The organism is Cupriavidus sp. BIC8F (genome assembly GCF_032465815.1).
Lineage (GTDB): Bacteria > Pseudomonadota > Gammaproteobacteria > Burkholderiales > Burkholderiaceae > Cupriavidus > Cupriavidus necator.
Genome location: NZ_CP136094.1, coordinates 159,744 through 183,239 on the forward strand (window position 1 = coordinate 159,744; position 23,496 = coordinate 183,239).

At 67.8% G+C, this 23,496-nt stretch carries 20 protein-coding genes; 12 read left to right on the forward strand and 8 right to left on the reverse strand.

From position 1 onward, the window contains the following. From RS901_RS00745 to RS901_RS00760, 4 genes are all read left to right on the forward strand, one after another. Positions 1–948, forward strand: a complete 948-nt coding sequence (locus tag RS901_RS00745) for a TIGR00730 family Rossman fold protein (protein WP_226797602.1) — start codon at positions 1–3, stop codon at positions 946–948. A gap of 218 nt (positions 949–1,166) precedes the next feature. Further along, positions 1,167–1,601 carry a membrane protein gene (locus tag RS901_RS00750; protein ID WP_013957541.1) on the forward strand — a complete coding sequence of 145 codons (435 nt, stop codon included), beginning with the start codon at positions 1,167–1,169 and terminating at the stop codon, positions 1,599–1,601. Between the two features lie 131 nt (positions 1,602–1,732). After that, positions 1,733–2,728 carry a homoserine kinase gene (locus RS901_RS00755; RefSeq protein WP_316150915.1) on the forward strand — a complete coding sequence of 332 codons (996 nt, stop codon included), beginning with the start codon at positions 1,733–1,735 and terminating at the stop codon, positions 2,726–2,728. Positions 2,729–2,733: 5 nt separating this feature from the next. Continuing rightward, positions 2,734–3,540 carry a BPSS1780 family membrane protein gene (locus RS901_RS00760; RefSeq protein ID WP_013957543.1) on the forward strand — a complete coding sequence of 269 codons (807 nt, stop codon included), beginning with the start codon at positions 2,734–2,736 and terminating at the stop codon, positions 3,538–3,540. 77 nt (positions 3,541–3,617) lie between these two features. Here RS901_RS00760 and RS901_RS00765 read toward each other — a convergent pair whose 3' ends face one another. Next, positions 3,618–4,376, reverse strand: a complete 759-nt coding sequence (locus tag RS901_RS00765) for an IclR family transcriptional regulator (RefSeq protein WP_316150917.1) — start codon at positions 4,374–4,376, stop codon at positions 3,618–3,620. A gap of 208 nt (positions 4,377–4,584) precedes the next feature. Here RS901_RS00765 and sauS point away from each other — a divergent pair, with 208 nt between their 5' ends. From sauS to RS901_RS00780, 3 genes are all read left to right on the forward strand, one after another. Then, positions 4,585–6,066, forward strand: a complete 1,482-nt coding sequence (sauS, locus tag RS901_RS00770) for an acylating sulfoacetaldehyde dehydrogenase (RefSeq protein WP_316150918.1) — start codon at positions 4,585–4,587, stop codon at positions 6,064–6,066. Next, positions 6,063–7,592: an acyl--CoA ligase gene (locus RS901_RS00775; protein ID WP_316150919.1), complete on the forward strand. Its 1,530-nt coding sequence runs from the start codon at positions 6,063–6,065 to the stop codon at positions 7,590–7,592. Before sauS ends, RS901_RS00775 begins: the two co-directional genes overlap by 4 nt. A gap of 215 nt (positions 7,593–7,807) precedes the next feature. After that, complete coding sequence (locus RS901_RS00780; RefSeq protein WP_316150921.1) at positions 7,808–9,100, forward strand: MFS transporter; 1,293 nt, start codon at positions 7,808–7,810, stop codon at positions 9,098–9,100. 43 nt (positions 9,101–9,143) lie between these two features. Here the strand turns inward: RS901_RS00780 and RS901_RS00785 are convergent, their stop codons facing one another. After that, the gene (locus RS901_RS00785) at positions 9,144–11,492 is read right to left on the reverse strand and encodes a UvrD-helicase domain-containing protein (RefSeq protein ID WP_316150923.1); all 2,349 of its coding nucleotides are present in this window, start codon (positions 11,490–11,492) and stop codon (positions 9,144–9,146) included. Between the two features lie 220 nt (positions 11,493–11,712). On the opposite strand from RS901_RS00785, the gene RS901_RS00790 reads away from it, so the two are divergent. Then, positions 11,713–14,580 carry a valine--tRNA ligase gene (locus tag RS901_RS00790; RefSeq protein WP_316150925.1) on the forward strand — a complete coding sequence of 956 codons (2,868 nt, stop codon included), beginning with the start codon at positions 11,713–11,715 and terminating at the stop codon, positions 14,578–14,580. Positions 14,581–14,709: 129 nt separating this feature from the next. Continuing rightward, positions 14,710–15,600 carry a UTP--glucose-1-phosphate uridylyltransferase GalU gene (gene galU / locus RS901_RS00795; RefSeq protein ID WP_316150927.1) on the forward strand — a complete coding sequence of 297 codons (891 nt, stop codon included), beginning with the start codon at positions 14,710–14,712 and terminating at the stop codon, positions 15,598–15,600. 87 nt (positions 15,601–15,687) lie between these two features. Here the strand turns inward: galU and RS901_RS00800 are convergent, their stop codons facing one another. The 6 genes from RS901_RS00800 to RS901_RS00825 all read right to left on the reverse strand — a co-directional run bounded on the left by RS901_RS00800 (position 15,688) and on the right by RS901_RS00825 (position 20,072). Next, positions 15,688–15,915 (reverse strand): sulfurtransferase TusA family protein, encoded by a 228-nt coding sequence (locus RS901_RS00800; RefSeq protein WP_010813669.1) that lies wholly within the window; start codon positions 15,913–15,915, stop codon positions 15,688–15,690. 50 nt (positions 15,916–15,965) lie between these two features. After that, entirely contained in the window at positions 15,966–16,550 is a 585-nt protein-coding gene (locus RS901_RS00805) for an NUDIX domain-containing protein (RefSeq protein ID WP_316150935.1), read from the reverse strand. A 47-nt stretch (positions 16,551–16,597) separates the two neighbouring features. Further along, positions 16,598–17,629: a low specificity L-threonine aldolase gene (locus tag RS901_RS00810; protein WP_316150936.1), complete on the reverse strand. Its 1,032-nt coding sequence runs from the start codon at positions 17,627–17,629 to the stop codon at positions 16,598–16,600. Between the two features lie 28 nt (positions 17,630–17,657). After that, complete coding sequence (locus RS901_RS00815) at positions 17,658–17,846, reverse strand: 4-oxalocrotonate tautomerase (protein WP_010813672.1); 189 nt, start codon at positions 17,844–17,846, stop codon at positions 17,658–17,660. Positions 17,847–17,898: 52 nt separating this feature from the next. Then, positions 17,899–18,675: a class II aldolase/adducin family protein gene (locus tag RS901_RS00820; protein ID WP_316150938.1), complete on the reverse strand. Its 777-nt coding sequence runs from the start codon at positions 18,673–18,675 to the stop codon at positions 17,899–17,901. Between the two features lie 143 nt (positions 18,676–18,818). After that, positions 18,819–20,072, reverse strand: coding sequence for a YbfB/YjiJ family MFS transporter (locus RS901_RS00825; RefSeq protein WP_316150939.1), 1,254 nt, complete (start codon positions 20,070–20,072; stop codon positions 18,819–18,821). Positions 20,073–20,200: 128 nt separating this feature from the next. Between RS901_RS00825 and RS901_RS00830 the strand changes: the two genes are divergently transcribed. From RS901_RS00830 to RS901_RS00840, 3 genes are all read left to right on the forward strand, one after another. Further along, complete coding sequence (locus RS901_RS00830; RefSeq protein ID WP_316150940.1) at positions 20,201–21,094, forward strand: LysR family transcriptional regulator; 894 nt, start codon at positions 20,201–20,203, stop codon at positions 21,092–21,094. Positions 21,095–21,197: 103 nt separating this feature from the next. Further along, entirely contained in the window at positions 21,198–22,691 is a 1,494-nt protein-coding gene (locus RS901_RS00835) for an NfeD family protein (protein WP_410054140.1), read from the forward strand. A gap of 2 nt (positions 22,692–22,693) precedes the next feature. Then, positions 22,694–23,455, forward strand: a complete 762-nt coding sequence (locus RS901_RS00840) for a slipin family protein (protein WP_316150942.1) — start codon at positions 22,694–22,696, stop codon at positions 23,453–23,455. Positions 23,456–23,496 lie beyond the last annotated feature (41 nt).

Here is a 23,496-nt window from a genome sequence, read left to right on the forward strand (position 1 = left end):
ATGGACTCAAAATTGACTGGTGCCGCTGCAGGCGGTGCCTCGACCGCCCCCCTTGCTGACCCGGATGTTTCCGACATTTCCGGCGATACCGTGCAACCCCCGCCGGAGGCTGCTTCCGAGCACGCCGCGGCCATCGCCGCGGCGGCCGATGCTGCTGCCGCGGGCCATCCTCCCGAAGTTGCTGCTGAAAAGGCCGCCGCTGCGGCCGCGCGCGCCAATCCGCGCAAGATGATCCCCAGCCTGCGTGCGCTGGCCGACGAAGACCGCGCTACCGCAAAGAAGGCGCGCGCCTCGTGGCAAATGTTCACGATTATGGCAGAGTTCATCGAGGCCACCGAGTACCTCTCCGAGATCCGCCCGGCCGTGTCGATCTACGGCAGCGCGCGCCTGCGCGAGGATTCGCCGTACTACCAGCGCACCATCGAGATCGCCCGGCTGTTTTCGGACGCCGGCTTTGCCGTGATCTCGGGCGGCGGCCCCGGCATCATGGAAGCGGCCAACAAGGGCGCGCACGCCGGCAAGTCCGCCAGCGTCGGCCTGAACATCGAACTACCGCACGAGCAGCAGGGCAATCCGTACCAGGACATTGCCATGCGCTTTCGCCACTTCTTCACGCGCAAGGTCACCTTTGTCAAGAATTCGGACGCCTTCATCGTGATGCCGGGCGGCTTCGGCACGCTCGACGAGCTGGCCGAGGTGCTGACGCTGGTGCAGACCGGCAAGTCGCGCTCGGTGCCGGTGATCATGTTCGGCAGCCGCTTCTGGAAGGGCCTGCTGGACTGGTTCCGCTTCACGCTGCTGCCGATGGGCCTGATCGCCGAGCATGACCTGGACCTGATGAAGATCGTGGACGAGCCGCACGAAGTGCTGGAAGCGGTCTACGACTACTACGAACAGCGCGGCGGCGACAAGCCGATCCCGCCCAAGGAAGAGATGTTCTACCTGTAAGGCATGGACGCCAGGCGCGCGGCGCCAAGCCGCGTACCCGGCACCCGGTACCGTTGCGCAGGTGCCCCCCGGGGCACGGGGGCGGCCTGCGCACGGCAGGAATTGCTAGAATGGAACCTGTCCGTCTGCCAAGCCCGGCGCCGCCGGGTTGCAGCCCAACCGCCGCATGCCGCGGCGCTGCGTGCAAGTTGCGCCGCAGCCCCGCACAGGAGCACCTGATGACCTCCCCCTCCACCGCCCGCTCGGTCCGGCCCACGCGGTCTTCCGCCGTGGCCGGCGAGCCTGAATCGCCTGCCAGGCGGTCCGTGTCCAGCCTCGCCGCCGTGGCGGCCGCCGCGCTGGCGCTGGCTTCCGGCTGGGCCGTCGCGCAGGAAAGCAATGCGCTGACGCAGCAGGAGCTGAACCAGATCAACAACCAGCCGATCGCCCCGGCCGCCAAGTCGCAACTGAACCAGCCGCGCCAGCCGAGCTTCCAGCTCAATGAACGCGATGGCACCCAGGTGCGCGAGTACCGCGACAAGGGACGGGCCACCGATATCCAGGTCAAATCGGGTTTCGGCACCAAGTACGAGATGAGCAAGCCGGAAGACAGCTCGCCCAAGATCCGCGAGCACGATGTCAACCGCGTGCCTTCGGTCAACCTGAAGTTCTGACCTCGCTTGCCCACGGCCTGGCGTAAGCTCCAGGCCGCGCCGGCCCTCCGGCAGTGTCATGCCGCGGCGGCGGCCCGGACTTTGTCCGAAACTGGCGCCCGCCGCTTTCCGATTCGCTTCACACAACGAGTATGGCCGTATTCACCACGGTCTCGCAGGACGAGATCGCCCGCTGGCTGCTGGATTTCAACCTTGGCGAAGTGCGCGAGCTGCGCGGCATCGCCTCGGGCATCGAGAACAGCAATTTCTTCCTCACCATGGAGCACGATGGCCAGACGCGCCAGTACGTGCTGACCATTTTCGAGCGGCTCACGTTCGCGCAGCTGCCCTACTACCTGCACCTGATGGCGCACCTGGCCGAGCGCGGCATCCGCGTGCCCGCGCCAATCCCGGCGCGCGACGGCGAGATCCTGCGCCCGCTCAAGGGCAAGCCTGCCACCATCGTCACGCGCCTGCCCGGGGCGTCGCAACTGGCGCCCGACGCGCAGCACTGCGCTGAAGTGGGCGACATGCTGGCACGCATGCACCTGGCCGGCCAGGACTATCCGCGCCAGCAGCCCAACCTGCGCAGCCTGCCCTGGTGGCAGCAGACCGAGCCTGAGATCCTGCCCTTCCTGGGTGCCGGCCAGCGCGCGCTGCTGCAGCAGGAGATCGCCCACCAGGCCGCCTTCTTCGCCAGCGCGGACTACGCCGGCCTGGGCGCAGGCCCGTGCCACTGCGACCTGTTCCGCGACAACGCGCTGTTCGAGGAAGACGGCAGCGGACGCCACCGCCTGGGCGGCTTTTTCGACTTCTACTTCGCCGGCAACGACAAGTGGCTGTTCGATGTGGCGGTCACCGTGAACGACTGGTGCATCGACCTGGCCAGCGGCGAACTCGACCCCGCACGCACGCAGGCCCTGCTGCGGGCTTATCATGCCGTGAGGCCGCTGACCGCCACCGAGGCCGCGCACTGGCAGGACATGCTGCGCGCGGGTGCGCTGCGCTTCTGGGTGTCGCGACTGTGGGACTTCTACCTGCCGCGCGAGGCCGACATGCTGCAACCGCACGACCCGACCCATTTCGAACGCATCCTGCGCCGGCGCATCGGCGCGGACCCTGCAAGCGCCCCGCTCCCCTGGATCTGATCCGTATGCAACTACTGGAAGTCCCTGCCAAGGAAGGCTACACCTGGTTCCGCCAGGGCATCTGGCTGTTCCGCAAGAACCCGCTGACCTTCCTGATGCTGCTGTTCGTCTACCTGATCGCCGCGCAGCTGGCCATCGTGGTGCCGCTGATCGGCATCATCGCGCTGCTGGTGGTCACCCCCGGCCTGTCGGTCGGCGTGATGACCGCATGCCGCGACGTGATCCAGAACAAGCGGGTGATGCCCACCGTGCTGCTGGCGGGTTTCCGCGCCAACGGCAAGGAAGCCACGCGCAACCTGCTGGTACTGGGCGGCATCTACGCCGGGCTGGTGTTCGTGCTGGGGCTGATCGCCGGCTCGGTGGTCGACATGAGCGCGCTGGTGCCGATCGTGCTGAAGGAAGAAGCGCCGACGGCCGAAGCGGTGCGCCAGCTGTACTACGCCATGCTGATCGGCGCACTGCTGTACACACCGATCGCGATGATGTTCTGGTTCGCGCCGCTGCTGGCGGCCTGGCACGGCGTGTCGCCGGTCAAGGCGCTGTTCTTCAGCTGGACCGCATGCTGGCGCAACCGCGGCGCGTTCTTCACCTACGCGGTGCTGTTCGCGATGCTGCTGGTGGCGATCCCGTTCTTCCTGGAGGCGGTGTTCAGCGCCTTCGGCGCGGAGACGGTGCTGTCGTTCCTGGTCACGCCGTATTCGCTGCTGATGCTGGCGATCCTGTACTGCTCGTTCTATGCGACGTACCGGGGCTGCTTCAACGTGACGCCGCCGGGGGTGGACCCCGCCGCGCCGGCTGCGCCGGGCGCCTGAACAGGAAAAAAACCGGCAGCGTGCCGGTTTTTTTTCCTCAATCGATCAAGGCCCGCGCTTGCCTCTCGCGTCACGGGCTATTCGCAGAACGTCTTCACCATCTCGTCCGCTGCCAGGCGCAGGTCCGGCACGAATCCCATCAGCTGCTCCATCGTCATGCGCGCCATCGGCACCTGCACGGCAATCGCCGCGCAGGCGCGGCTGCGGTTGCGCATCACCGGCACCGCGACCGCGATCATGCCTTCCAGGTTTTCCTGATTGTTGACCCCCAGGCGCCGCTGCCGCGTCTCGGCCAGTTCCGCGTGCAAGGCCTCGGCATTGGTGATGGTGTGCGCCGAATGTGCGCGCAGTGGCAGGCTGGCAACCAGGCGCTGGCGCTGCGCGCTCGGCAGGAACGCCAGCAGCAGCTTGCCGCTGGCGGTGCAGTGCAGCGGCACCCGCGAGCCCGGCTGCAGGTGCATGCGCAGCGGCCATTGCGTTTCCACGCGGTCCAGGTAGACCACGTCGTCGCCGGACAGCATGGTCAGGTTGCAGGTCTCCCCGATCTTGTCGACCAGTTGCTGCAGGATCGCATGGCGCGCCGCCGCCGGACCTGCCTGCATCAGCACATTGACGGCCAGCTGCCGCACGCGCGATGAGCACTCGTAGTGGCGGTTGCCAGCCGTGCGCGACACCAGCCACGTGCTTTCCAGCTGCTTGAGGATGCGGTGAACGGTCTGCTTCGGCAACTCGATCGCCTGCACGATGGCCGCCAGCGACAGAGGCCCGTCGGCCGCGGACAGGATCTCGAGAATGCGGAAGGCGCGCACCGCGGCGGCATTCGAGTGATTGCTCATGGATCAAATTTAAAGGATTCCGGGACGCATGGCCGTCCCGAAAACTGAATTCTGGATCGCACCCCGGCTGCGCGCTCGCGAAAGCGCACAAATTGGGACGGCCTGTCTGCCCCGCTTCACTAGATTCGATCCAGGGCCGGCGCCCGGTGCCACGGAGTGCACGACAAAGCGCGGCGGCCCTAACCGTCCAAACCGCGGAGTCGAATCCATGAGTGTGCAAATACTGCATCGCCGGCAGTCCAACAATTCCGATTTGCCCCTACCGACAGCATCCCTGCCCGCGCAGCCAGCGCAAGCCGCGGCCGAAGCCGTCGCTGCGGTCGTGGCCCGGGCCAGGCAGGCGCAGCGCGAGTTCGCGCGTGCCGGCCAGGCCACCGTCGACACGGCAGTCGCCGCTGCGGCGTGGGCCATCATGGAGCCCGCGCGCAACCGCCAGCTGGCCCAGCGTGCCGTCGCCGACACCGGGCTGGGCAATGTCGACGACAAGATCCGCAAGAACCACCGCAAGACGCTGGGCCTGCTGCGCGACCTGCATGGCCGCAAGACGGTGGGCGTGATCGCCCAGGATGCGGCAGCCGGCATCACCGAAATCGCGCGGCCCGTGGGCGTGGTGGGGGCCATTACGCCGTCGACCAATCCCGCGGCCACGCCGGCCAACAAGATCATCAACGCGCTCAAGTGCGGCAACAGCGTGATCGTGGCGCCGTCACCGAAGGGGCAGGACACCTGCGCGCTGCTGCTGTCGTTCATCCACGCCGAGTTTGCCCGCGCCGGCTTGCCCGCCGACCTGGTCCAGATGCTGCCAGCGCCGGTCTCGAAGGCCGCGACGGCAGAGCTCATGCGGCAGGCCGACCTGGTGGTCGCGACCGGCTCGCAGGCCAACGTGCGCATGGCCTACACCTGCGGCACGCCGGCCTTCGGCGTGGGCGCCGGCAATGTGGCATCGATCATCGACGCCAGCGCCACGCTGGATGACGCGGCGGCCAAGGTGGTGCGCTCCAAGACCTTCGACAATGCCACCAGTTGCTCGTCGGAGAACAGCCTGGTCGTGCTCGACGCCGTCTACACGCCCATGCTCGACGCCCTGGCGGCGGTCGGCGGCGTGCTGCTCACGGCTGCGGAAAAGGCGCGGCTGCAGGCGCTGATGTGGCGCGACGGCAAGCTCGCCGGCACCTTCACGGGACAGAACGCGACCCGCATTGCCGAGCTTGCGGGGCTGGAACGCGTGCGTGCGCTGCAGCCCGCGATGCTGCTGGTGGAGGAAACCGGTGTCGGCAGCGACTACCCCTTCTCCGGCGAAAAGCTCTCTCCCGTGCTGACGCTCTACCGCGCCGCCGACTTCGCGGCGGCAGTCGAGCGCGTGGCGGGCCTGTACGCCTATATGGGCGCCGGGCATTCGGTCAGCCTGCATTCGACCAATCCACGTCATGCGCTGCAGCTTGGACAGGAACTGCCGGTGGCGCGCGTGATCGTGAACCAGGCGCATTGCTTCGCCACCGGCGGGAATTTCGACAACGGCCTGCCGTTCTCGCTGTCGATGGGCTGCGGCACCTGGGGCGGCAACAACTTCTCGGACAACCTCGGCTGGCGCCAATACCTGAACATCACCCGCATTGCCGTGCCCATCGCCGAACAGGTGCCCGATGAAGCGGACCTGCTGGGCGATTACTTCGCGAGGGTCGGCAAATGAACGCGCGCACGGAACCCGAAGTGTTCGACACCCTCGCCGCGCTGGTGGCCGTGCGTGCCGCGCAGTGGCCCGACAAGCCCTACCTGTTGTCCCCGGACAGCGGCCACGCGCTCACGTTCGGCGCGCTGGCGGCCGATGCCGGTACGCTCGGTCGCAGCTATGCGGCTGCCGGCCTGGGCAGCGGGCAGACCGTGTCGGTATACCTGCCCAACGGCGAGCTGACCGCGCGGCTCCTGCTCGGCACCATGGCCTGCGGGCTGGTCGTCAACCCGATCAACCTGCTGTGCCAGCCGGCGCAGTTGCGCTACATCCTTGCGCATTCGGATACGCGGCTGGTCTTCACCTGGCCCGACGGAGAAGCCGCCATCCGCGAGGCCCTGCGCGAGGCCGGGCTGGACGTGCCGGTGATCGTCACCGCGCCCGACGCCAACAGCCTGCCGGCACTGCCCGCCACGCATGACGCTGCGTCGCCACTGTCCCCACCGCAGCCGGACGCGCCCGCGCTGCTCATGTACACATCCGGCACCACCGGCACGCCCAAAGGCGTGCTGCTGACGCAGCGCAACCTGATGGCCAACGGCGCCAACGTCAGCCGCGAGCACTGCCTCGGGCCGGCCGACCGGGTGCTGGCAACGCTGCCGCTGTACCACATCAACGGCCTGGTCGTGACCGCGATCGCGCCGCTGGTGCACGGCGGCTCGGTGGTGATGCCGATGCGATTTTCCGCCGGCGCGTTCTGGCAGGACAGCGCGCGCCACGGCTGCACCTGGCTGAACGTGGTGCCGACCATCATCGCCTACCTGCTGAACGATCCGCACGGCCAGGCCCCGGCCGGCGTGCGCTTCTGCCGCTCGGCCTCGGCCGCGCTGCCGCCCGAGCATCACCGTGCCTTCGAGGCGCGCTTCGGCATCGGCGTGATCGAAACCATGGGCATGACCGAGACTGCCGCACCGGCGTTCAGCAATCCGCTCGAGCCGGGCCGGCGGCGCATCGGCAGCATCGGCAGGCCATCTGGCACGCGCGCACGCGTGCTCGGTCGCGACGGCAAGCCGGTGCCTGACGGACAGGTCGGCGAGATCGTGCTGCAGGGCGAGAGCGTGATGGCGGGCTACTACAAGGCGCCGGACATCACGCGCGAGGCCTTTACGCATGACGGCTGGCTGCGCACGGGCGACCTCGGCTACCGCGATGCCGACGGCTATTTCTACATCACCGGGCGCGCCAAGGAACTGATCATCAAGGGCGGCGAGAACATCGCCCCGCGCGAGATCGACGAGGCGCTGCTGCGCCATCCGGCCGTGCTCGACGCCGCGGCGGTCGGCGTGCCGGACCCGGCCTACGGGCAGGAGATCGTCGCCTATGTGGTCATGCGCGAGGCCGCGCGCTGCGATGACGCCGCGCTGCGCGCGCATTGCCTGCGCGAACTGGGCCGCTACAAGACGCCGAAGGAGTTCCGCTTTATCGCCGAGCTGCCGCGCGGCCCGTCCGGCAAGGTGCAGCGGCTGAAGCTGCTCGACCACGCCTGAACCTTCCCTCCCTTTCCACAACCCTCGCCAAGGAGCCTGCCCGACCGGAATCCACCAGACCAGGAGACACGATTCAAGACTGCAGACAGATTGCTCAAGGACGGGGCAGCGCGGCCGGCGCCGCGCCCCCGGCGCGCCGCAAGCGCATGGCTACGGACCGTGCGCCGGCCGCCGCCCCGTCAACACCACGCGCGCGCCGCGCATAGGAGGTGGTTATGAAGCAACGCATCAAGACCCGGCACATGATCCTGGGCGTCATGTGCCTGATGTATTTCATCGCCTATATCGACCGCGTCAACATCTCGGTCGCCGCCCCCCTGATCCGCGAGGAAATGGGGCTGACCACATCGCAGTTGGGGCTGGTGTTCTCGGCCTTTGCCTACCCCTATGCCGCCATGCAGATCCTCGGCGGCTGGATGGCCGACAAGTTCGGGCCCAAGAAGGTGCTGATCGTGCTGTCGCTGATCTGGGGCGTGGCCACCGTGCTGACCGGCTTCGCGGGCAGCGTGCTGATGCTGGTGGTGCTGCGCTTCGTGCTGGGCATCGGCGAAGGCGGCGCGTTCCCGACCGCGACGCGCGCCTTCACCTACTGGATGCCGGTGGCGGAGCGCGGCTTCGCGCAGGGCATCACCCACAGCTTCGCGCGGCTGGGCGGTGCGATCACGCCGCCGATCGTGCTGGTCATCGTGGCCGCCGCCGGCTGGCGCGAAGCCTTCATCGTGCTGGGCGCGGTCAGCCTCGGCTGGACCTTGCTGTATGCCTTCTTCTTCAAGGATTCGCCCGACAAGCACCGCCGCGTCACGGCGCAGGAGCTGCAGGAGATCGGCTACCGGCGCGGCGATAGCCAGCAGGCCGCCAGGGCGGCCACGCCGTGGCGGCGCCTGTTCCGGCGCATGTGGCTGGTGACCTTCGTCGACTTCTGCTACGGCTGGTCGCTGTGGGTCTACCTGACGTGGTTGCCCTCGTACCTGAAGGAAGCGCGCGGCTTCGACCTGAAGCAGCTGGCCTTGTTCACGGCATTGCCACTGATGGCGGGCGTGGTCGGCGACACGCTCGGCGGCGTGCTCTCGGACCGCATCTACCGGCGCACCGGCAACCTGCGCCTGGCGCGCGGCGCGGTCCTGTTCGTGGGGCTGGCCGGCTCGCTGATGTTCATCGTGCCGATGACCTCTACCGGCGATGCCGTCAACGCCGTGATCCTGCTGTCGCTGTCGTTCTTCTTCCTGGAGCTGACCAACGCGGTGCTGTGGAGCCTGCCGCTGGACATCGCCGGCAAGTACGCCGGCACCGCGGGCGGCATGATGAACACCGGCTTCGGCGTGGCCGGCATGGTGTCGCCGGTGGTGTTCGGCTACCTGATCGAGCGGACCGGCAGCTATGACCTGCCGTTCATGATCTCGGCGGCGCTGCTCGGGGTTGGCGCGCTGGCCTCGCTGTTCATCAATCCGCTGCTGACGGTGGACAGCCCCGACGAAAAGGCTGGAGAGGTCCGCCACGCCCTGCCCTGAGCCGCCCGGGGCGCGGCATGGCGCGCAGCGAAGCTGGACCCGCTCAGTCGATCGCGTCCAGCTTCGCCACCGACAGCGCCAGCCACTTGGCGCCGTTGCGCTTGAAGTTGATATTGGCGCGTGCGTCCGTGCCCTCGCCTTCCAGCGCGGTGATTACCCCTTCGCCAAACTTGTTGTGGAACACCGACTGCCCCACCCGGAAGCCGGTGCCGGCCTCGCGCTTGGCATCGGCATAGCCGTTGCCGTTGTCCATGCCGCCGGTGGGGCGCGTGCCGGTATAGGGCACGTCCTCGGGCTTGCGGAACCAGTCGCGGCCCCAGGCGCTGTCGCGCTCCTGGCGGCGCACGCCGCCGTAGCCCTGCGCCGGCGGCGTCAGCCACTTGAGCGAGGCCTCGGGCAGTTCCTCGAAGAAGCGTGAGCGCACGTGGTAGCGGGTCTGGCCGTGCAGCATGCGGCTTTGCGCAAACGACATGTAGAGCCGCTTGCGCGCACGCGTGATCGCCACGTACATCAGGCGGCGCTCTTCCTCCACGCCGTCCGGGTCCATCATGCTGTTCTCGTGCGGGAACAGGCCCTCTTCCATCCCGGTGATGAAGACCACGTCGAACTCCAGCCCCTTGGCCGCGTGCACGGTCATCATCTGCACCGCGTCCTGGCCGGCCTGGGCCTGGTTGTCGCCGGCCTCCAGCGAGGCATGGGTCAGGAACGCGACCAGCGGCGTCATCACCACCGGCAGCGCTTCCGGATCCAGCACCTGCTGGGCCTGGTCGCCGTCGGCCAGTGCCGGGGCGGCGGGGCTGCGGTCAACCGGGATCACCGCGGCCAGCGCTTCCAGGCCGTAGCCTTCCTCGACCACGAAGGCCTGCGCGGCGGTCACCAGTTCCTGCAAGTTCTCGATGCGGTCCTGGCCTTCCTTCTCGCCCTGGTAGTGGGTAATCAGGCCGCTGTGGTTGATCACGTACTCGACGGTCTCGGCCAGCGTCATGCGGCGCGTGTCCTCGCGCATCTTCTCGACCAGGCGCGTAAAGGCCGCCAGCTTGCTGCCGGCCGCGCCGGGCACGTAGGCCACCGCCTCGGCCAGCGCGCAGTCGTACTGGCGCGCCATGTCCTGCAGCACTTCCAGCGAGCGCGCGCCGATGCCGCGCGCCGGGAAGTTGACCACGCGGCCAAAGGCGGCATCGTTGCGCGGATTCTCCAGCAGCTGCATGTAGGCCAGCGCGTGCTTGATTTCGGCGCGCTCGAAGAAGCGCAGGCCGCCATAGACGCGGTACGCGATGCCGGCCGAGAACAGCGCATGCTCGATCACGCGCGACTGCGCGTTGCTGCGGTACAGGATGGCGATCTCGGCGCGGCTGGCGCCCTGCGCGATCTGGTCGCGGATCTCCTCGATGATCCAGGCGGCTTCCTGGCCGTCGGAGCCGCCCTGGAACACCCGCACCAGTTCGCCGTGGCCGGCGTCGGTGCGCAGGTTCTTGCCCAGGCGGCGCGCGTTGTGCGAGATCAGGTGGTTGGCCGAATCCAGGATATGCCCGTGCGAGCGGTAGTTCTGTTCCAGCTTGATCAGCCGGCGCACGCGGAACTCGTGCTCGAAGTCGCGCATATTGCCGACGTTGGCGCCGCGGAACGCATAGATGCTCTGGTCGTCGTCGCCGACGGCAAAGACCGCGGCCGGGTTCTGCGTGCCATAGCCGGCCAGCAGCTTGAGCCACTGGTACTGCAGCACGTTGGTGTCCTGGAACTCGTCGACCAGCACGTGGCGGAAGCGGTGCTGGTAGTGCTGGCGGATGGCGTCGTTGTAGCGCAGCAGCTCATAGCAGCGCAGCAGCAGCTCGGCAAAGTCGACCACGCCTTCGCGCTGGCACTGCAGATCATAGGCGGCGTAGAGGTCGACAAAGCGCTTGTTGAAGTCGTCGTTGGCCTCGACGTCGGCCGGGCGCAGGCCCTGCTCCTTGGCGTTGTTGATGAAGTACTGCAGGTTCTTGGCCGGGTACTTCTCATCATCGACATTGAGCGACTTGAGCAGCCGCTTGAGCGCCGAGAGCTGGTCCTGGCTGTCCAGGATGGCAAAGGTCTGGGGCAGCCCCGCGTCGCGGAAATGCGCGCGCAGCATGCGGTTGCACAGGCCGTGGAAGGTGCCGATCCACATGCCGCGGGTGTTGATCGGCAGCATCGACGACAGCCGCGTCTGCATTTCCTTGGCGGCCTTGTTGGTAAAGGTCACCGCCAGGATGCGCGCCGGCGAAACCCGGCCGTTCTGGATCAGCCAGGCGATGCGCGTGGTCAGCACGCGGGTCTTGCCGCTGCCCGCGCCCGCCAAGATCAGCGCCGGTTCGTCAGGCAGGGTGACGGCGGCTAGTTGTTCGGCGTTCAGGTTGGCAAGCAGGTCGGACATCGGATGAGCCTTGTGGATTGACGGCAATTATACCGGCGGGCCCTGTCGCGCAAGTCACATCCGGCAGGGCCGGATGGCCGGGAAATAGGCACCAGCCTGCCACCCCCCGTATAATTTAACGTTTTACTGGCGCAATGCCGGCTGCCGACGGCCGCCGCCGCGCCAGGCGCAGGCCGAAGCACCCTGCGACGACCCCCGACGCCAATATCCACATCCCAGCATGACCGCCCAAGACCAGTCCCTCGCCAAAAGCTTCGAACCCGCCGCCATCGAGGCGAAATGGGGCCCCGAGTGGGAGAAGCGCGGCATCGCCCAGCCGACCTTCGACCCTGCCCGCCCGGACTTTGCGATCCAGTTGCCGCCGCCCAATGTGACCGGCACGCTGCATATGGGCCACGCTTTCAACCAGACCATCATGGACGGCCTGGCGCGCCATGCGCGCATGACCGGCGCCAATACGCTGTGGGTGCCGGGCACCGACCACGCCGGCATCGCCACCCAGATCGTGGTGGAGCGCCAGCTCGAGTCGCAGGGCGTGTCGCGCCATGAGCTGGGCCGCGAGAAATTCACCGAGAAGGTGTGGGCCTGGAAGGAAGAGTCGGGCTCGACCATCACCCGCCAGGTGCGGCGCATGGGCGCTTCGATCGACTGGAGCCGCGAGTACTTCACGATGTCGCCCGAGATGTCGAAGGCGGTCACCGAGGCCTTCGTGCGCCTGCACGAACAGGGCCTGATCTACCGCGGCAAGCGCCTGGTCAACTGGGACCCGGTGCTGGGCACCGCGGTGTCGGACCTGGAAGTCGACAGCGTCGAGGAAGAAGGCTCGCTGTGGCATATCCACTATCCGCTGGTCGAGGCTGACACCAAGGGCGGCCTGACCCACCTGACCGTGGCCACCACCCGCCCCGAAACCATGCTGGGCGACGTGGCCGTGATGGTTCACCCGGAAGACGAGCGCTATGCGCACCTGATCGGCAAGTTCGTGCAGCTGCCGCTGACCGAGCGCCAGATCCCGGTGATTGCCGACGAATACGTCGACCGTGAGTTCGGCACCGGCGTGGTCAAGGTGACCCCGGGCCATGACTTCAACGACTATGCGGTGGGCCAGCGCCACAACCTGCCGCAGCTGTCGATCCTGACGCTGGACGCGAAGATCGTTGCCGACGCCCCCGCCGCCTACGCCGGCCTGGACCGCTTCGACGCGCGCAAGGCCATCGTCGAGGACCTGGACAAGCGCGGCCTGCTGGCCGAGGTCAAGAAGCACAAGCTGATGACCCCGCGCAGCGAGCGCACCGGCAGCGCGATCGAGCCGATGCTGACCGACCAGTGGTTCGTCGCCATGAGCAAGCCGGCGCCGGAAGGCACCTTCTACCCGGGCCGCTCGATCGCCGAGGTGGCGCTGGAAGCCGTGCAGAGCGGCGAGATCAAGCTGGTGCCGGAAAACTGGATCAGCACCTACAACCAGTGGCTGGGCAATATCCAGGACTGGTGCATCTCGCGCCAGCTGTGGTGGGGCCACCAGATCCCGGCGTGGTACGACGATGCCGGCAACTGCTTTGTCGGCCGCACCGAAGACGAAGCGCTGGCCAAGGCAAAGGCCGCCGGCAGCACCGGCAGCCTGCGCCGCGAGGAAGACGTGCTCGACACCTGGTTCTCGTCGGCGCTGGTGCCCTTCTCCTCGCTGGGCTGGCCGGGAGAAACGCCCGAGATGCATCACTTCCTGCCGTCGTCGGTGCTGGTGACCGGCTACGACATCATCTTCTTCTGGGTGGCGCGCATGGTCATGATGACCAAGCACTTCATCGGCAAGGTGCCCTTCCATACCGTCTACGTGCACGGCCTGGTGCGCGATTCTGAAGGCAAGAAGATGAGCAAGTCCGAGGGCAACACGCTCGACCCGGTGGACCTGATCGACGGCATCGACCTCGACACGCTGCTGCAGAAGCGCACCACCGGCCTGCGCCGCCCCAAGGACGCGCCCAAGATCGAGAAGAAGACGAAGAAGGAATTCCCCGAGGGCATTCCCGCCTTCGGCGCCGACGCGCTGCGCTTCACCTTCGCGTCGCTGGCCACGCTGGGCCGCAACGTCAACTTCGATACCGGCCGCTGCGAGGGCTACCGCAACTTCTGCAACAAGCTGTGGAACGCGACCCGCTTCGTGCTGATGAACACCGAGGGCCATGACTGCGGCATGGGTCCGTGCAACAACGACTGCGGCCCGGACGGCTACCTGGATTTCTCGCAGGCCGACCGCTGGATCGTGTCGCTGCTGCAGCGCGTGGAAGCCGAGGTCGAGAAGGGCTTTGCCGAATACCGCTTCGACAATATCGCCAACGCGATCTACAAGTTCGTCTGGGACGAATACTGCGACTGGTACCTGGAGCTGGCCAAGGTGCAGATCCAGAACGGCACCGAGGCCCAGCAGCGCGCCACGCGGCGCACGCTGCTGCGCGTGCTCGAGACCGTGCTGCGCCTGGCGCATCCGGTCATCCCCTTCATCACCGAAGAGCTGTGGCAGAAGGTGGCCCCGCTGGCAGGGCGCGCCAAGGGCGACGGCTCCGAGACCATTGCGCTGCAGCCCTACCCGCTGCCGGCGGTCGCCAAGCTCGACGAGCAAGCCGAGCAATGGGTTGCGCGCCTGAAGGAAGTGATCGATGCCTGCCGCAACCTGCGTGGCGAGATGAACATCTCGCCGGCCCAGCGCATCCCGCTCTATGCTGAGGGGGACAGCACCTTCCTGAAGGCGGCGAGCGCACATATCCAGGCACTGGCGAAACTTTCCGAGGTGCGCGTCTTCGAAGATGAAGCTGCCCTGCAGGCTGAAGGCGCCGGCGCGCCGGTCGCCATTGCCGGGGGCAACCACCTGCTGCTGAAGATCGAGATCGATGCCGCCGCCGAGCGCGTGCGCCTGTCGAAGGAAGTCGAGCGCATCGGTGGCGAAATCGGCAAGTGCCGCGCCAAGCTGTCCAACGAGAGCTTTGTCGCCAAGGCACCGCCTGCCGTGGTGGCGCAAGAGACGCAGCGCCTGGCCGATTTCGAGCAGACGCTGGCCAAGCTGCAGGGCCAGCTGCAGCGGCTGCCGGCCTGACGGCACGGCGGCTGCATTCACGCCCCTGCCTGCCGGGGGTTCTGTCCGGCTTCGTCGGACATAACCGGACAGACGGCGCCCGCAATGGCTGGCAGGGTTATGGACTGGAATCTGAGAGGTACACCTGATATGGAAAATCGCGTCACCAAGGCTGTGTTCCCGGTTGCGGGCCTGGGCACTCGCTTCCTGCCGGCCACCAAGGCCAGCCCCAAGGAAATGCTTCCGGTGGTGGACAAGCCGCTGATCCAGTACGCCGTGGAAGAAGCCATGGCCGCCGGCATTACCGAGATGATCTTTGTCACCGGCCGCTCCAAGCGCGCCATCGAGGACCATTTCGACAAGGCCTACGAACTGGAAGTGGAGCTTGAGGCCAAGAACAAGCAGGCGCTGCTGGACGTGGTGCGCTCGATCAAGCCCGCCAACGTGGAGTGCTTCTACGTGCGCCAGCCCGAAGCGCTGGGCCTGGGCCATGCGGTGCTGTGCGCGGCCAAGCTGGTCGGCGACACCCCGTTCGCGGTGATGCTGGCCGATGACCTGATCGACGGCAACCCGCCGGTGATGAAGCAGATGGTGGATACCTTCAACCACTACAACTGCTCGGTGCTGGGCGTCGAGGAGATCACGCCGGAGCAAAGCCGCTCCTACGGCGTGATCGACGGCCGCGAATGGGATGCGGACGTGATCAAGGTCTCGGGCATCATCGAGAAGCCGGCACCGGAAGACGCGCCGTCCAACCTGGGCGTGGTCGGCCGCTACATTCTGACCCCGCGCATCTTCGAACACCTGCGCGAACTGAAGCCGGGCGCCGGCGGCGAGCTGCAGCTGACCGACGCGATCCAGTCGCTGCTGGGCCAGGAGCAGGTGCTGGCCTACCGCTACCAGGGCCGCCGCTATGACTGCGGCAGCAAGCTGGGCTACCTGAAGGCAACCGTTGAATTTGCCTTGAAGCACCCGGAAGTCGGGGCCGACTTCAGCGCCTACCTGGAATCGCGCGAGCACCTGACCGGCATCGGCAGCTGATCGCGCTGGCCTGCAAACAAGGAAAAAGCCGCTTTCGAGCGGCTTTTTCCTTGTGCAGTCCCGCCAGGTGCGGGAGCCGTATGCCGGTCAGCGGCGGCGCATGTAGAACACAAAGACCTTGTCCACTTCCGAGTGCGACAGCAACTCATTGCCGGTCTGCTTGGCAAAGGCCTGGAAATCGCGCGTGGCGCCGGGATCGGTGGCCAGCACCTTGAGCACATCGCCGCTGGCCATGTCGGCCAGGGCCTTCTTGGTGCGCAGGATCGGCAGCGGGCAGTTCAGGCCGCGCGCATCCACTTCTTTCTGGAACTCCATTCGTCTCTTCCTTCGATTCTGGGGGCTGGGCGGCTGGCCGGAGGCCAGCCTCACCACCGGTATTGTAGCGAACCCCCGACCTGGCTGAAGTCGTGCGGGCGGCGCGGGTCGGGAATGTCGGCGCCGGTCTGGCGGTCGAAGAAGCGCACCGGATAGCCGCGCGCGGCCAGCCAGTCGGCCACCGCGAAGCCGGTGCCGGCCGACCAGACGCGCACATCCTCCGGCGCCACCAGCTTGTAGTCGGCCAGCTCCTCGGACAGCGCCACGGTGCCGGTCGCCTTGACGTGGTAGGCGATGATCAGCTCGTTCTTGCGCATGAACTCGTAGACGCCGATCAGCGACACCGACTCGGTATCGAGGTTTGTCTCTTCCTTCAGTTCGCGCGCCACGCCCAGCTCGGGCGGCTCGTCGCGCTCCAGGAAGCCCGTCACCAGCGCGAACATGGTCTCCGGCCAGGCGGCATTGCGCGCCAGCAGCAGCTTGTCCTGATACTCCACCACCGCCGCCAGCACCGGCAGCGGGTTGTTCCAGTGCACGAAGCCACAGTCATGCTGCACGCAGGCGTGGCGTTCGCGCCCGGACAGCGGCAGCACCTCCAGCGGCGCGCCGCACTGTGGGCAGAATCGGTATTGCATTTGGGGGCTCCTGAAGGGGTCTCGTCGTTATAGGTATGGGATGCAGGTCAGGCGCCGCAGGCCGCGCGCATGTCGGCGGCCAGCGCCTCAACCGTCTGCGGCTGCAGGTCCCATGAACACATGAAACGGCAGCCGCCGGCGCCGATAAAGGTATAGAAGCGCCAGCCCTTGGCGCGCAGCGCCTCGATCGCGGGCAGCGGCAGCTCGGCGAACACGGCGTTGGACTGCGTCGGGAACATGATGCGAACGCCCGGAATATCGCTGATGCGCTGCTGCAGCAGCTGCGCCATCGCATTGGCATGGCGCGCGTTGGCAAGCCATACGTCGTTCTCGAGCAAACCCAGCCACGGCGCGGAGATAAAGCGCATCTTCGACGCCAGCTGCCCGGCCTGCTTGACGCGGTAGGCAAAGTCCTCGGCCAGGCGGCGGTCGAAGAACACCACCGCCTCGCCCACCGGCAGGCCGTTCTTGGTGCCGCCGAAGCACAGCACGTCGACGCCGGCGCGCCAGGTGATCTCGGACGGATGCACGCCCAGCGACGCCACCGCATTGGCAAAGCGCGCGCCATCCATATGCACGCGCAGCTGGCGGCGCTTGGCGATGGCGGCGATCGCGCGCACCTCTTCCACGCTGTAGACGGTGCCGACTTCGGTCGACTGCGTCAGCGACACCACCTTGGGCTTGGGGTAATGGATATCGGAGCGGCGCGTGACCAGCGCCTCGACCGCATCTGGCGTGAGCTTGCCGTCGGCGCCGGGCGCGGTCAGCAGCTTGGAGCCGTTGGAGAAGAACTCCGGGCCGCCGCATTCGTCGGTCTCGATATGCGCCAGCTCGTGGCAGATCACCGAGTGGTACGACTGGCACAGCGCCGACAGCGCCAGCGAGTTGGCCGCCGTGCCGTTGAACACGAAGAACACTTCGCAGTCGGTCTGGAACAGGTCGCGGATGCGGTCGCAGACCTTCTGCGTCCAGGTATCGTCGCCGTAGGCCTGTTCATGGCCGCTGGCGTTGGCTTCCAGGAAATACTTGAGCGATTCCGGGCAGAAGCCGGCGTAGTTGTCAGAGGCGAAGTGCTGCATGGTGTTCAGTGTGGGGCTGCGTGGAGCCTTACTTCTTGTCGGCCCACAGCTCGCCGCCGGTGGCCCAGTTCTCGCGCTTGATGTCGGTGATGATGATGTCGACGGCCGAGGCCGAGCAGCCCAGGGTTTCGCAGCTGACGCGGGTCACTTCCTCGACAAACTTGCGCTTCTGCTCGATGGTACGGCCTTCAAACATTTCGACGTGGAAAGTCGGCATGCAATGCTCCTTTGATGAATGTGGTTGAGTCGTGGCAGGAAACCAGTCCCGCTCAGTCCCGGTATGAAGGATCGATTCTATCCAGTTTGCGCAGCAGCGCGGGCCACTCCATCACGCCTTCGACGGCGCCGTTGTCGTAGAGCTGCTCTGAGGTCTTGTCCGCCACGGCCGCGCCGGGCTGCACCAGCGCACCGCCCGCCTGCGCGGCAATCTGAACCTCGCAGGCCTTGATCAGCGTCGCCATCAGCACATAGGCCTCGGCCACGGTGCGGCCCACCGTCAGCGTGCCGTGGTTGCGCAGCAGCATGGCCGGATGCGCACCCAGCGATGCGGTCAGCCGCGCGCCCTCGGCCGGGGTGAAGGCCAGGCCTTCGTAGTCGTGGTAGGCCATGCGGCCGTGGAAGCGCATCGCATGCTGCGACAGCGGCAACAGCCCCGCGGCCTGCGCCGATACGGCAATGCCGGCGGTGTTATGCAGGTGCATCACGCACATCGCGTCGGCGCGCGCCGCATGCACCGCGGCGTGCAGCGCAAAGCCGGTCACATTGACCGGATGCACGGTTTCGCCGACGACCTCGCCGCGGCCGTTGATCTTGACCAGGTCGCTGGCGCGGATCTCGTCGAAGGCAAAGCCGAAGGGATTGATCAGGAAGTGGTCGGGCTCGCCCGGCACCGTGGCGGAGATATGGGTGTAGATCAGGTCATCCCAGCCCTCGCGCGCGGCCAGGCGGTAGGCGGCGGCCAGGTCGACGCGCACGCGCTGTTCTTCGGCGGAAACGGGCTGGATAGGGGCACCCGCGGCACGCGCGGGCTGCAAGGCAAAAGACATGGGGTCGCTCCTGCGCCGCCCGGTCTCGCGTGCCGGGTACGGCCCCGGCCTTCTGTGCCGCGCCACGGGCTGCACGCTGGGCGCGGCAGCCGCTCGCGTGGCGCGCCAGGCGGCAAAGGCAATACTTTAGCGCACCTTGCCGATCAGCTCCGGGCGGTCCCCGGCGGCCAGGCCCGGCGCATCCAGGCGAACACCAGCGCGCCGAGCAGCAGCGCCGCCGCCGCGCACGCCAGTGAACTGGCAAAGCCCCCGGTGCGTGCCACCAGCGCGGTCGCCAGCGGCGGCCCGGCGATCTGGCCCAGGCCGTAGGACGCCGTCATCAGGCCCATCAGCCGCGCCGCGTGCGGCCCCCACAGGCGCCGCGCCTCGCGCATCGCAAACGCCACCAGCGCCGTGAACGGCAGCCCGGCCAGCAGGCTGCTGAGGGCAAAGCCGGCCACGGTCGGGAACACCACCGCGATCGCCACGCCCAGCGCCTGCATGCCGTACAGCAGCGTCAGCAGCTTGCGGTTGTCGTGCGCCATGCCGACCCGCGTGACCAGGAACGCGCCCACCGCCACGCCCGCGCCGAAGATCGGCCAGAACAGGTCGGCCCAGACCGTGCCGGGCAGCGCCTCGCGCGCAATCACCGGCAGGAAGGTCGCGGTGATGATGTAGCCGAAGCCGGCCAGGCCGTAGGCAAAGGTCAGCGCCCAGGTCTGGGCATCAAGCCGCGCGGCGGCTGTGTCTGCCGCCGCATGGGACGGTGCATTCGCCGCCGCCACGGCAGGCTCCGCGACGAAGATCCGCCAGACCGCGGCCACCAGCACCACCGCCAGCGCCGTGAAGGCGAGCCAGCCGTTGTCCGCGTTCCAGCCCGCGCCCACCATGCCTGATGCACCGAGCCCAGTGACGACAATGCCCAGCCCCGGCCCGCAGAAAATCAGCCCGGCGAGTTCCGGCTTGCCCAGTTCGGCCAGCCGCTGCAGGCACCAGCCCGCGGTGTAGACCATCACCACCGCGCTGGCCACGCCCGCGGCGGCGCGCCACAGCGACCAGGCCGGCATGCCGCCCGGCAGGGCCATGCCCAGCGTCAGCAGCACCGTTGCGACCAGGCCCCAGCGCACCATGCGCACCGCGTCGGGCCGGATAAACATGCACACGGCGGCGCCGGCGAAGTAGCCGATGTAGTTGAGCGTGGCCAGCCAGCCGCCCTGATGCAGCGTGACGGTGCCGTCATGCAGCATCATCGGCAGCAGCGGCGTGAAGGCAAAGCGGCCGATGCCCATCACCACCGCCAGCGACACCAGGCCGGCCATGGCTACCGCCACCGCGCCGGCTTCGCGCCGTGCCGACGCCCGGGTGGCCAGGCGCGCAGCGGCGGGGTGTTCAGGGTCGAGGCTTTGGGGGTTCGGCATGGCTGGGGCTGGTGGGACAGCGGTTGCATTGCGATGTCTGTATGCTACGCTGGCTTTATCATCCAAAAAAATGAATTATCAAGATGCCATGCATCTTGATAAGAGATAGATAGCCTCAGGAGTCCCACATGGACCTTGCCGCCCTCGAGATCTTCCGCGCCGTCGTCGAAGCCGGCGGCATCACCCGTGCGGCCGAGCGGCTGCACCGGGTGCAGTCCAATGTCACCACGCGCATCCGCCAGCTGGAGCAGTCGCTCGGGGTGGACCTGTTTGTGCGCGACGGCCGGCGCATGGTGCTGACGCCATCCGGGCAGACGCTGTTCGACTATGCCTGCCGCATCCTCAGCATGACCGAAGAGGCACGCCAGGCGGTGCTGCCGGCGCGCCCGCACGGCCGGCTGCGCATTGCCTCGATGGAGAGCACCGCCGCCAGCCGCCTGCCCAATGTACTGGCCGCGTACCACCAGGCCTGGCCCGACGTGCAGCTGGAACTGGTCACGCTGGCCACGCGCCAGGCGCTGGATGCGCTGGCGCGCTTCGAGGTGGAATGCGCCTTTGTCGCCGAGCCGCTGACCGACCCGGGGCTGAGCGCGGTCCCGGTGTTCGAGGAAGAGCTGGTGGTGATCACGCGCGATCGCCATCGCCCGGTGCACACCGCGGCCGACCTGGAGGTGCCGACGCTGCTGGCGTTCGAGCCCGGCTGCAACTACCGCGCCCGGCTGGAGAACTGGTATGTGATCGGCGATGCGCCGACGCCGCGCGTGCTGCAACTGAGCTCGTACCATGCCATCGTCGCCTGCGTGGCGGCCGGCATCGGCGCGGCGATCGTGCCGCGCTCGGTGCTTGGGCTGTACCGCGACCTGCCCGCCATCCGCCAGCACAGCCTGGGCGAGGCCGGCCGCGTGCGCACGCTGCTGGCCTGGCATCCGTCCATGGCCAGCGCGGCCCTGCATGCGCTGATCGACACGCTCACCGCCCATTCACCCGGCCCCTCGGCCAGGCCCGACCTGGTGGCGGCCTGAGCGCACTGGCGCGGGGACCCGAGGCAGCCCGCGTGCAAGATGTGCCCGGTGGCCTACACTTGAAGTGGCGCCATCACGGCACCTCGCGTGCCCCGCCCCTCTCATGAAACCTGCCACCGCGCTGCTGCGGATCCTTCGGCCGATGTCCGGCCGGCTGCTGGCCGGCCTGGCCATGGCGTGCGCCGCTCTCGCCGCCCTCGCCGGTCCAGGCGCCGGTGCGGGACCGCCCTCCGGCGCCTCGGCGCCCGCCGCCACGGTCACGATCACGGCAACCGCGCCGGTCTACGTGATTCCGCTCAAGGGTGCGGTCAGCCCCGCCAGCGCCAGCTTTATCCTGCGCAGCATTGAACGCGCGCGCGCGGGCGGCGCCCAGCTGGTGGTGCTGGAAATGGACACCCCGGGCGGGCTGGACGCGTCGATGCGCGAGATCATCCAGGCGATCCTGGCCTCGCCGGTACCGGTGGCCAGCTATGTCTATCCCGGTGGCGCGCGCGCGGCCAGCGCCGGCACCTACATCCTCTACGCCAGCCATATCGCGGCGATGGCGCCGGGCACCAACCTGGGCGCGGCCACTCCGGTGCAGGTCGGCATTGGCGGGCCGCAGAAGCCCGAGGCCCTGCCCGGCGCCAAGCCCGCCTCGGCCCCCGCCAGCGAGCCCGCCGGGGGCGACGCCATGGCGCGCAAGCAGATGCACGACGCCTCGGCCTATATCCGCGGCCTGGCGCAACTGCGCGGACGCAACGCCGAATGGGCCGAGCGCGCCGTGCGCGAGTCGGTCAGCCTGTCCGCCGACGAGGCCCTGGCCCAGCGCGTGGTCGACCTGGTCGCCCCCGACCTGCCCGCGCTGTTGCGCCAGGTTGAAGGCCGCACGATCACCGCTGCCGGCGGCAAGGCCAGCGTGCTGCGCACCGCCAATGCGCCGGTGGTGACGCTGGAACCCGACTGGCGCAACCGCTTCCTGGCCGTGATCACCGAGCCCAGCGTGGCGCTGCTGCTGATGATGATCGGTATCTACGGCCTGATCTTCGAGTTCTCCACGCCGGGCATGGTGGTGCCCGGCGTTGCCGGTGCGATCTGCCTGCTGGTGGCGCTGTTCGCGCTGCACATGCTGCCCGTGAACTACGCCGGGCTGGCGCTGGTGGCGCTGGGCATCGGCTGCATGGTGGCGGAGCTGTTCCTGCCGACCTTCGGAGCGCTGGGCGTGGGCGGCATCATCGCCTTCGCCTTTGGCGCGGTGATGCTGATCGACACCGACGTGCCGGGCTTCGGCGTGCCGGTGCCGATGGTGGCGGCCATGTCGGCGCTGTCCGCGATCTTCGTGTTTGGCATGTCGGCGATGCTGGTGCGCGCGCGCAAGCGCCCGGTGGTCAGCGGCGCCGAGGCGCTGGTCGGCATGCGCGGCGAAGTGCTGGACGACCTGCGCGACGAAGGCTGGGCCTCGGTGCGCGGCGAGACCTGGCGCGTGCGCAGTGCCAGCCCTTTGCCGCGCGGCACGCCGGTGGTTGTCACCGCGCGCAACGGCCTGGTGCTTGAAGTCATCGCGGCCGGCAACGCCCCGCCCCCCCCATCCCAACCGACGCCAGACAAGGGAGCCTGACCATGGCCTACGGATTCAGCTTCGGCGGTGTGATCTTCCTGCTGGCACTGCTGGTGATCACCTCGTTCCGCGTGCTGCGCGAATACGAACGCGGCGTGGTGTTCATGCTCGGACGCTTCTGGCGGGTCAAGGGCCCGGGCCTGGTGCTGCTGATCCCGGCCGTGCAGCAGATGGTCAGGGTGGACCTGCGCACGGTGGTGATGGACGTGCCGCCGCAGGATGTGATTTCGCGCGACAACGTCTCGGTGAAGGTCAATGCAGTGGTGTACTTCCGCGTGGTCGATCCGGAGCGCGCCATCATCCAGGTGGCGAACTTCCTGGAAGCCACCAGCCAGCTGGCGCAGACCACGCTGCGCTCGGTGCTGGGCAAGCACGAACTGGACGAGATGCTGGCCGAGCGCGAGAAGCTGAATCTGGACATCCAGCAGGCGCTGGACGCCCAGACCGACGGCTGGGGCATCAAGGTCTCGAACGTCGAGATCAAGCATGTCGACCTGAATGAAACCATGATCCGCGCGATTGCGCGCCAGGCCGAGGCCGAACGCGAGCGGCGCGCCAAGGTGATCCATGCGGAGGGCGAACTGCAGGCTTCGGAGAAACTTCTGGAAGCCGCCCAGATGCTGGCGCGGCAGCCGCAGGCAATGCAGCTGCGCTATATGCAGACGCTGACGCAGATCGCGGGAGACAAGAGCTCCACCATTGTATTCCCGCTGCCGATAGACCTGCTCGCGACCTTGCGCGCGGCTTCGTCCCAGGGTGAATAGTGCAAGACCCACGTACGTGCCAGGCACGCCAAGGAGAACGT

Bases quoted from the DNA above. Each gene is read 5' to 3' on its own strand.
- RS901_RS00745 (WP_226797602.1), top strand. From the start codon at position 1: ATGGACTCAAAATTGACTGGTGCCGCTGCAGGCGGTGCCTCGACCGCC.
- RS901_RS00750 (WP_013957541.1), top strand. From the start codon at position 1,167: ATGACCTCCCCCTCCACCGCCCGCTCGGTCCGGCCCACGCGGTCTTCC.
- RS901_RS00755 (WP_316150915.1), top strand. From the start codon at position 1,733: ATGGCCGTATTCACCACGGTCTCGCAGGACGAGATCGCCCGCTGGCTG.
- RS901_RS00760 (WP_013957543.1), top strand. From the start codon at position 2,734: ATGCAACTACTGGAAGTCCCTGCCAAGGAAGGCTACACCTGGTTCCGC.
- RS901_RS00765 (WP_316150917.1), bottom strand. From the start codon at position 4,376: ATGAGCAATCACTCGAATGCCGCCGCGGTGCGCGCCTTCCGCATTCTC.
- sauS (WP_316150918.1), top strand. From the start codon at position 4,585: ATGAGTGTGCAAATACTGCATCGCCGGCAGTCCAACAATTCCGATTTG.
- RS901_RS00775 (WP_316150919.1), top strand. From the start codon at position 6,063: ATGAACGCGCGCACGGAACCCGAAGTGTTCGACACCCTCGCCGCGCTG.
- RS901_RS00780 (WP_316150921.1), top strand. From the start codon at position 7,808: ATGAAGCAACGCATCAAGACCCGGCACATGATCCTGGGCGTCATGTGC.
- RS901_RS00785 (WP_316150923.1), bottom strand. From the start codon at position 11,492: ATGTCCGACCTGCTTGCCAACCTGAACGCCGAACAACTAGCCGCCGTC.
- RS901_RS00790 (WP_316150925.1), top strand. From the start codon at position 11,713: ATGACCGCCCAAGACCAGTCCCTCGCCAAAAGCTTCGAACCCGCCGCC.
- galU (WP_316150927.1), top strand. From the start codon at position 14,710: ATGGAAAATCGCGTCACCAAGGCTGTGTTCCCGGTTGCGGGCCTGGGC.
- RS901_RS00800 (WP_010813669.1), bottom strand. From the start codon at position 15,915: ATGGAGTTCCAGAAAGAAGTGGATGCGCGCGGCCTGAACTGCCCGCTG.
- RS901_RS00805 (WP_316150935.1), bottom strand. From the start codon at position 16,550: ATGCAATACCGATTCTGCCCACAGTGCGGCGCGCCGCTGGAGGTGCTG.
- RS901_RS00810 (WP_316150936.1), bottom strand. From the start codon at position 17,629: ATGCAGCACTTCGCCTCTGACAACTACGCCGGCTTCTGCCCGGAATCG.
- RS901_RS00815 (WP_010813672.1), bottom strand. From the start codon at position 17,846: ATGCCGACTTTCCACGTCGAAATGTTTGAAGGCCGTACCATCGAGCAG.
- RS901_RS00820 (WP_316150938.1), bottom strand. From the start codon at position 18,675: ATGTCTTTTGCCTTGCAGCCCGCGCGTGCCGCGGGTGCCCCTATCCAG.
- RS901_RS00825 (WP_316150939.1), bottom strand. From the start codon at position 20,072: ATGCCGAACCCCCAAAGCCTCGACCCTGAACACCCCGCCGCTGCGCGC.
- RS901_RS00830 (WP_316150940.1), top strand. From the start codon at position 20,201: ATGGACCTTGCCGCCCTCGAGATCTTCCGCGCCGTCGTCGAAGCCGGC.
- RS901_RS00835 (WP_410054140.1), top strand. From the start codon at position 21,198: ATGAAACCTGCCACCGCGCTGCTGCGGATCCTTCGGCCGATGTCCGGC.
- RS901_RS00840 (WP_316150942.1), top strand. From the start codon at position 22,694: ATGGCCTACGGATTCAGCTTCGGCGGTGTGATCTTCCTGCTGGCACTG.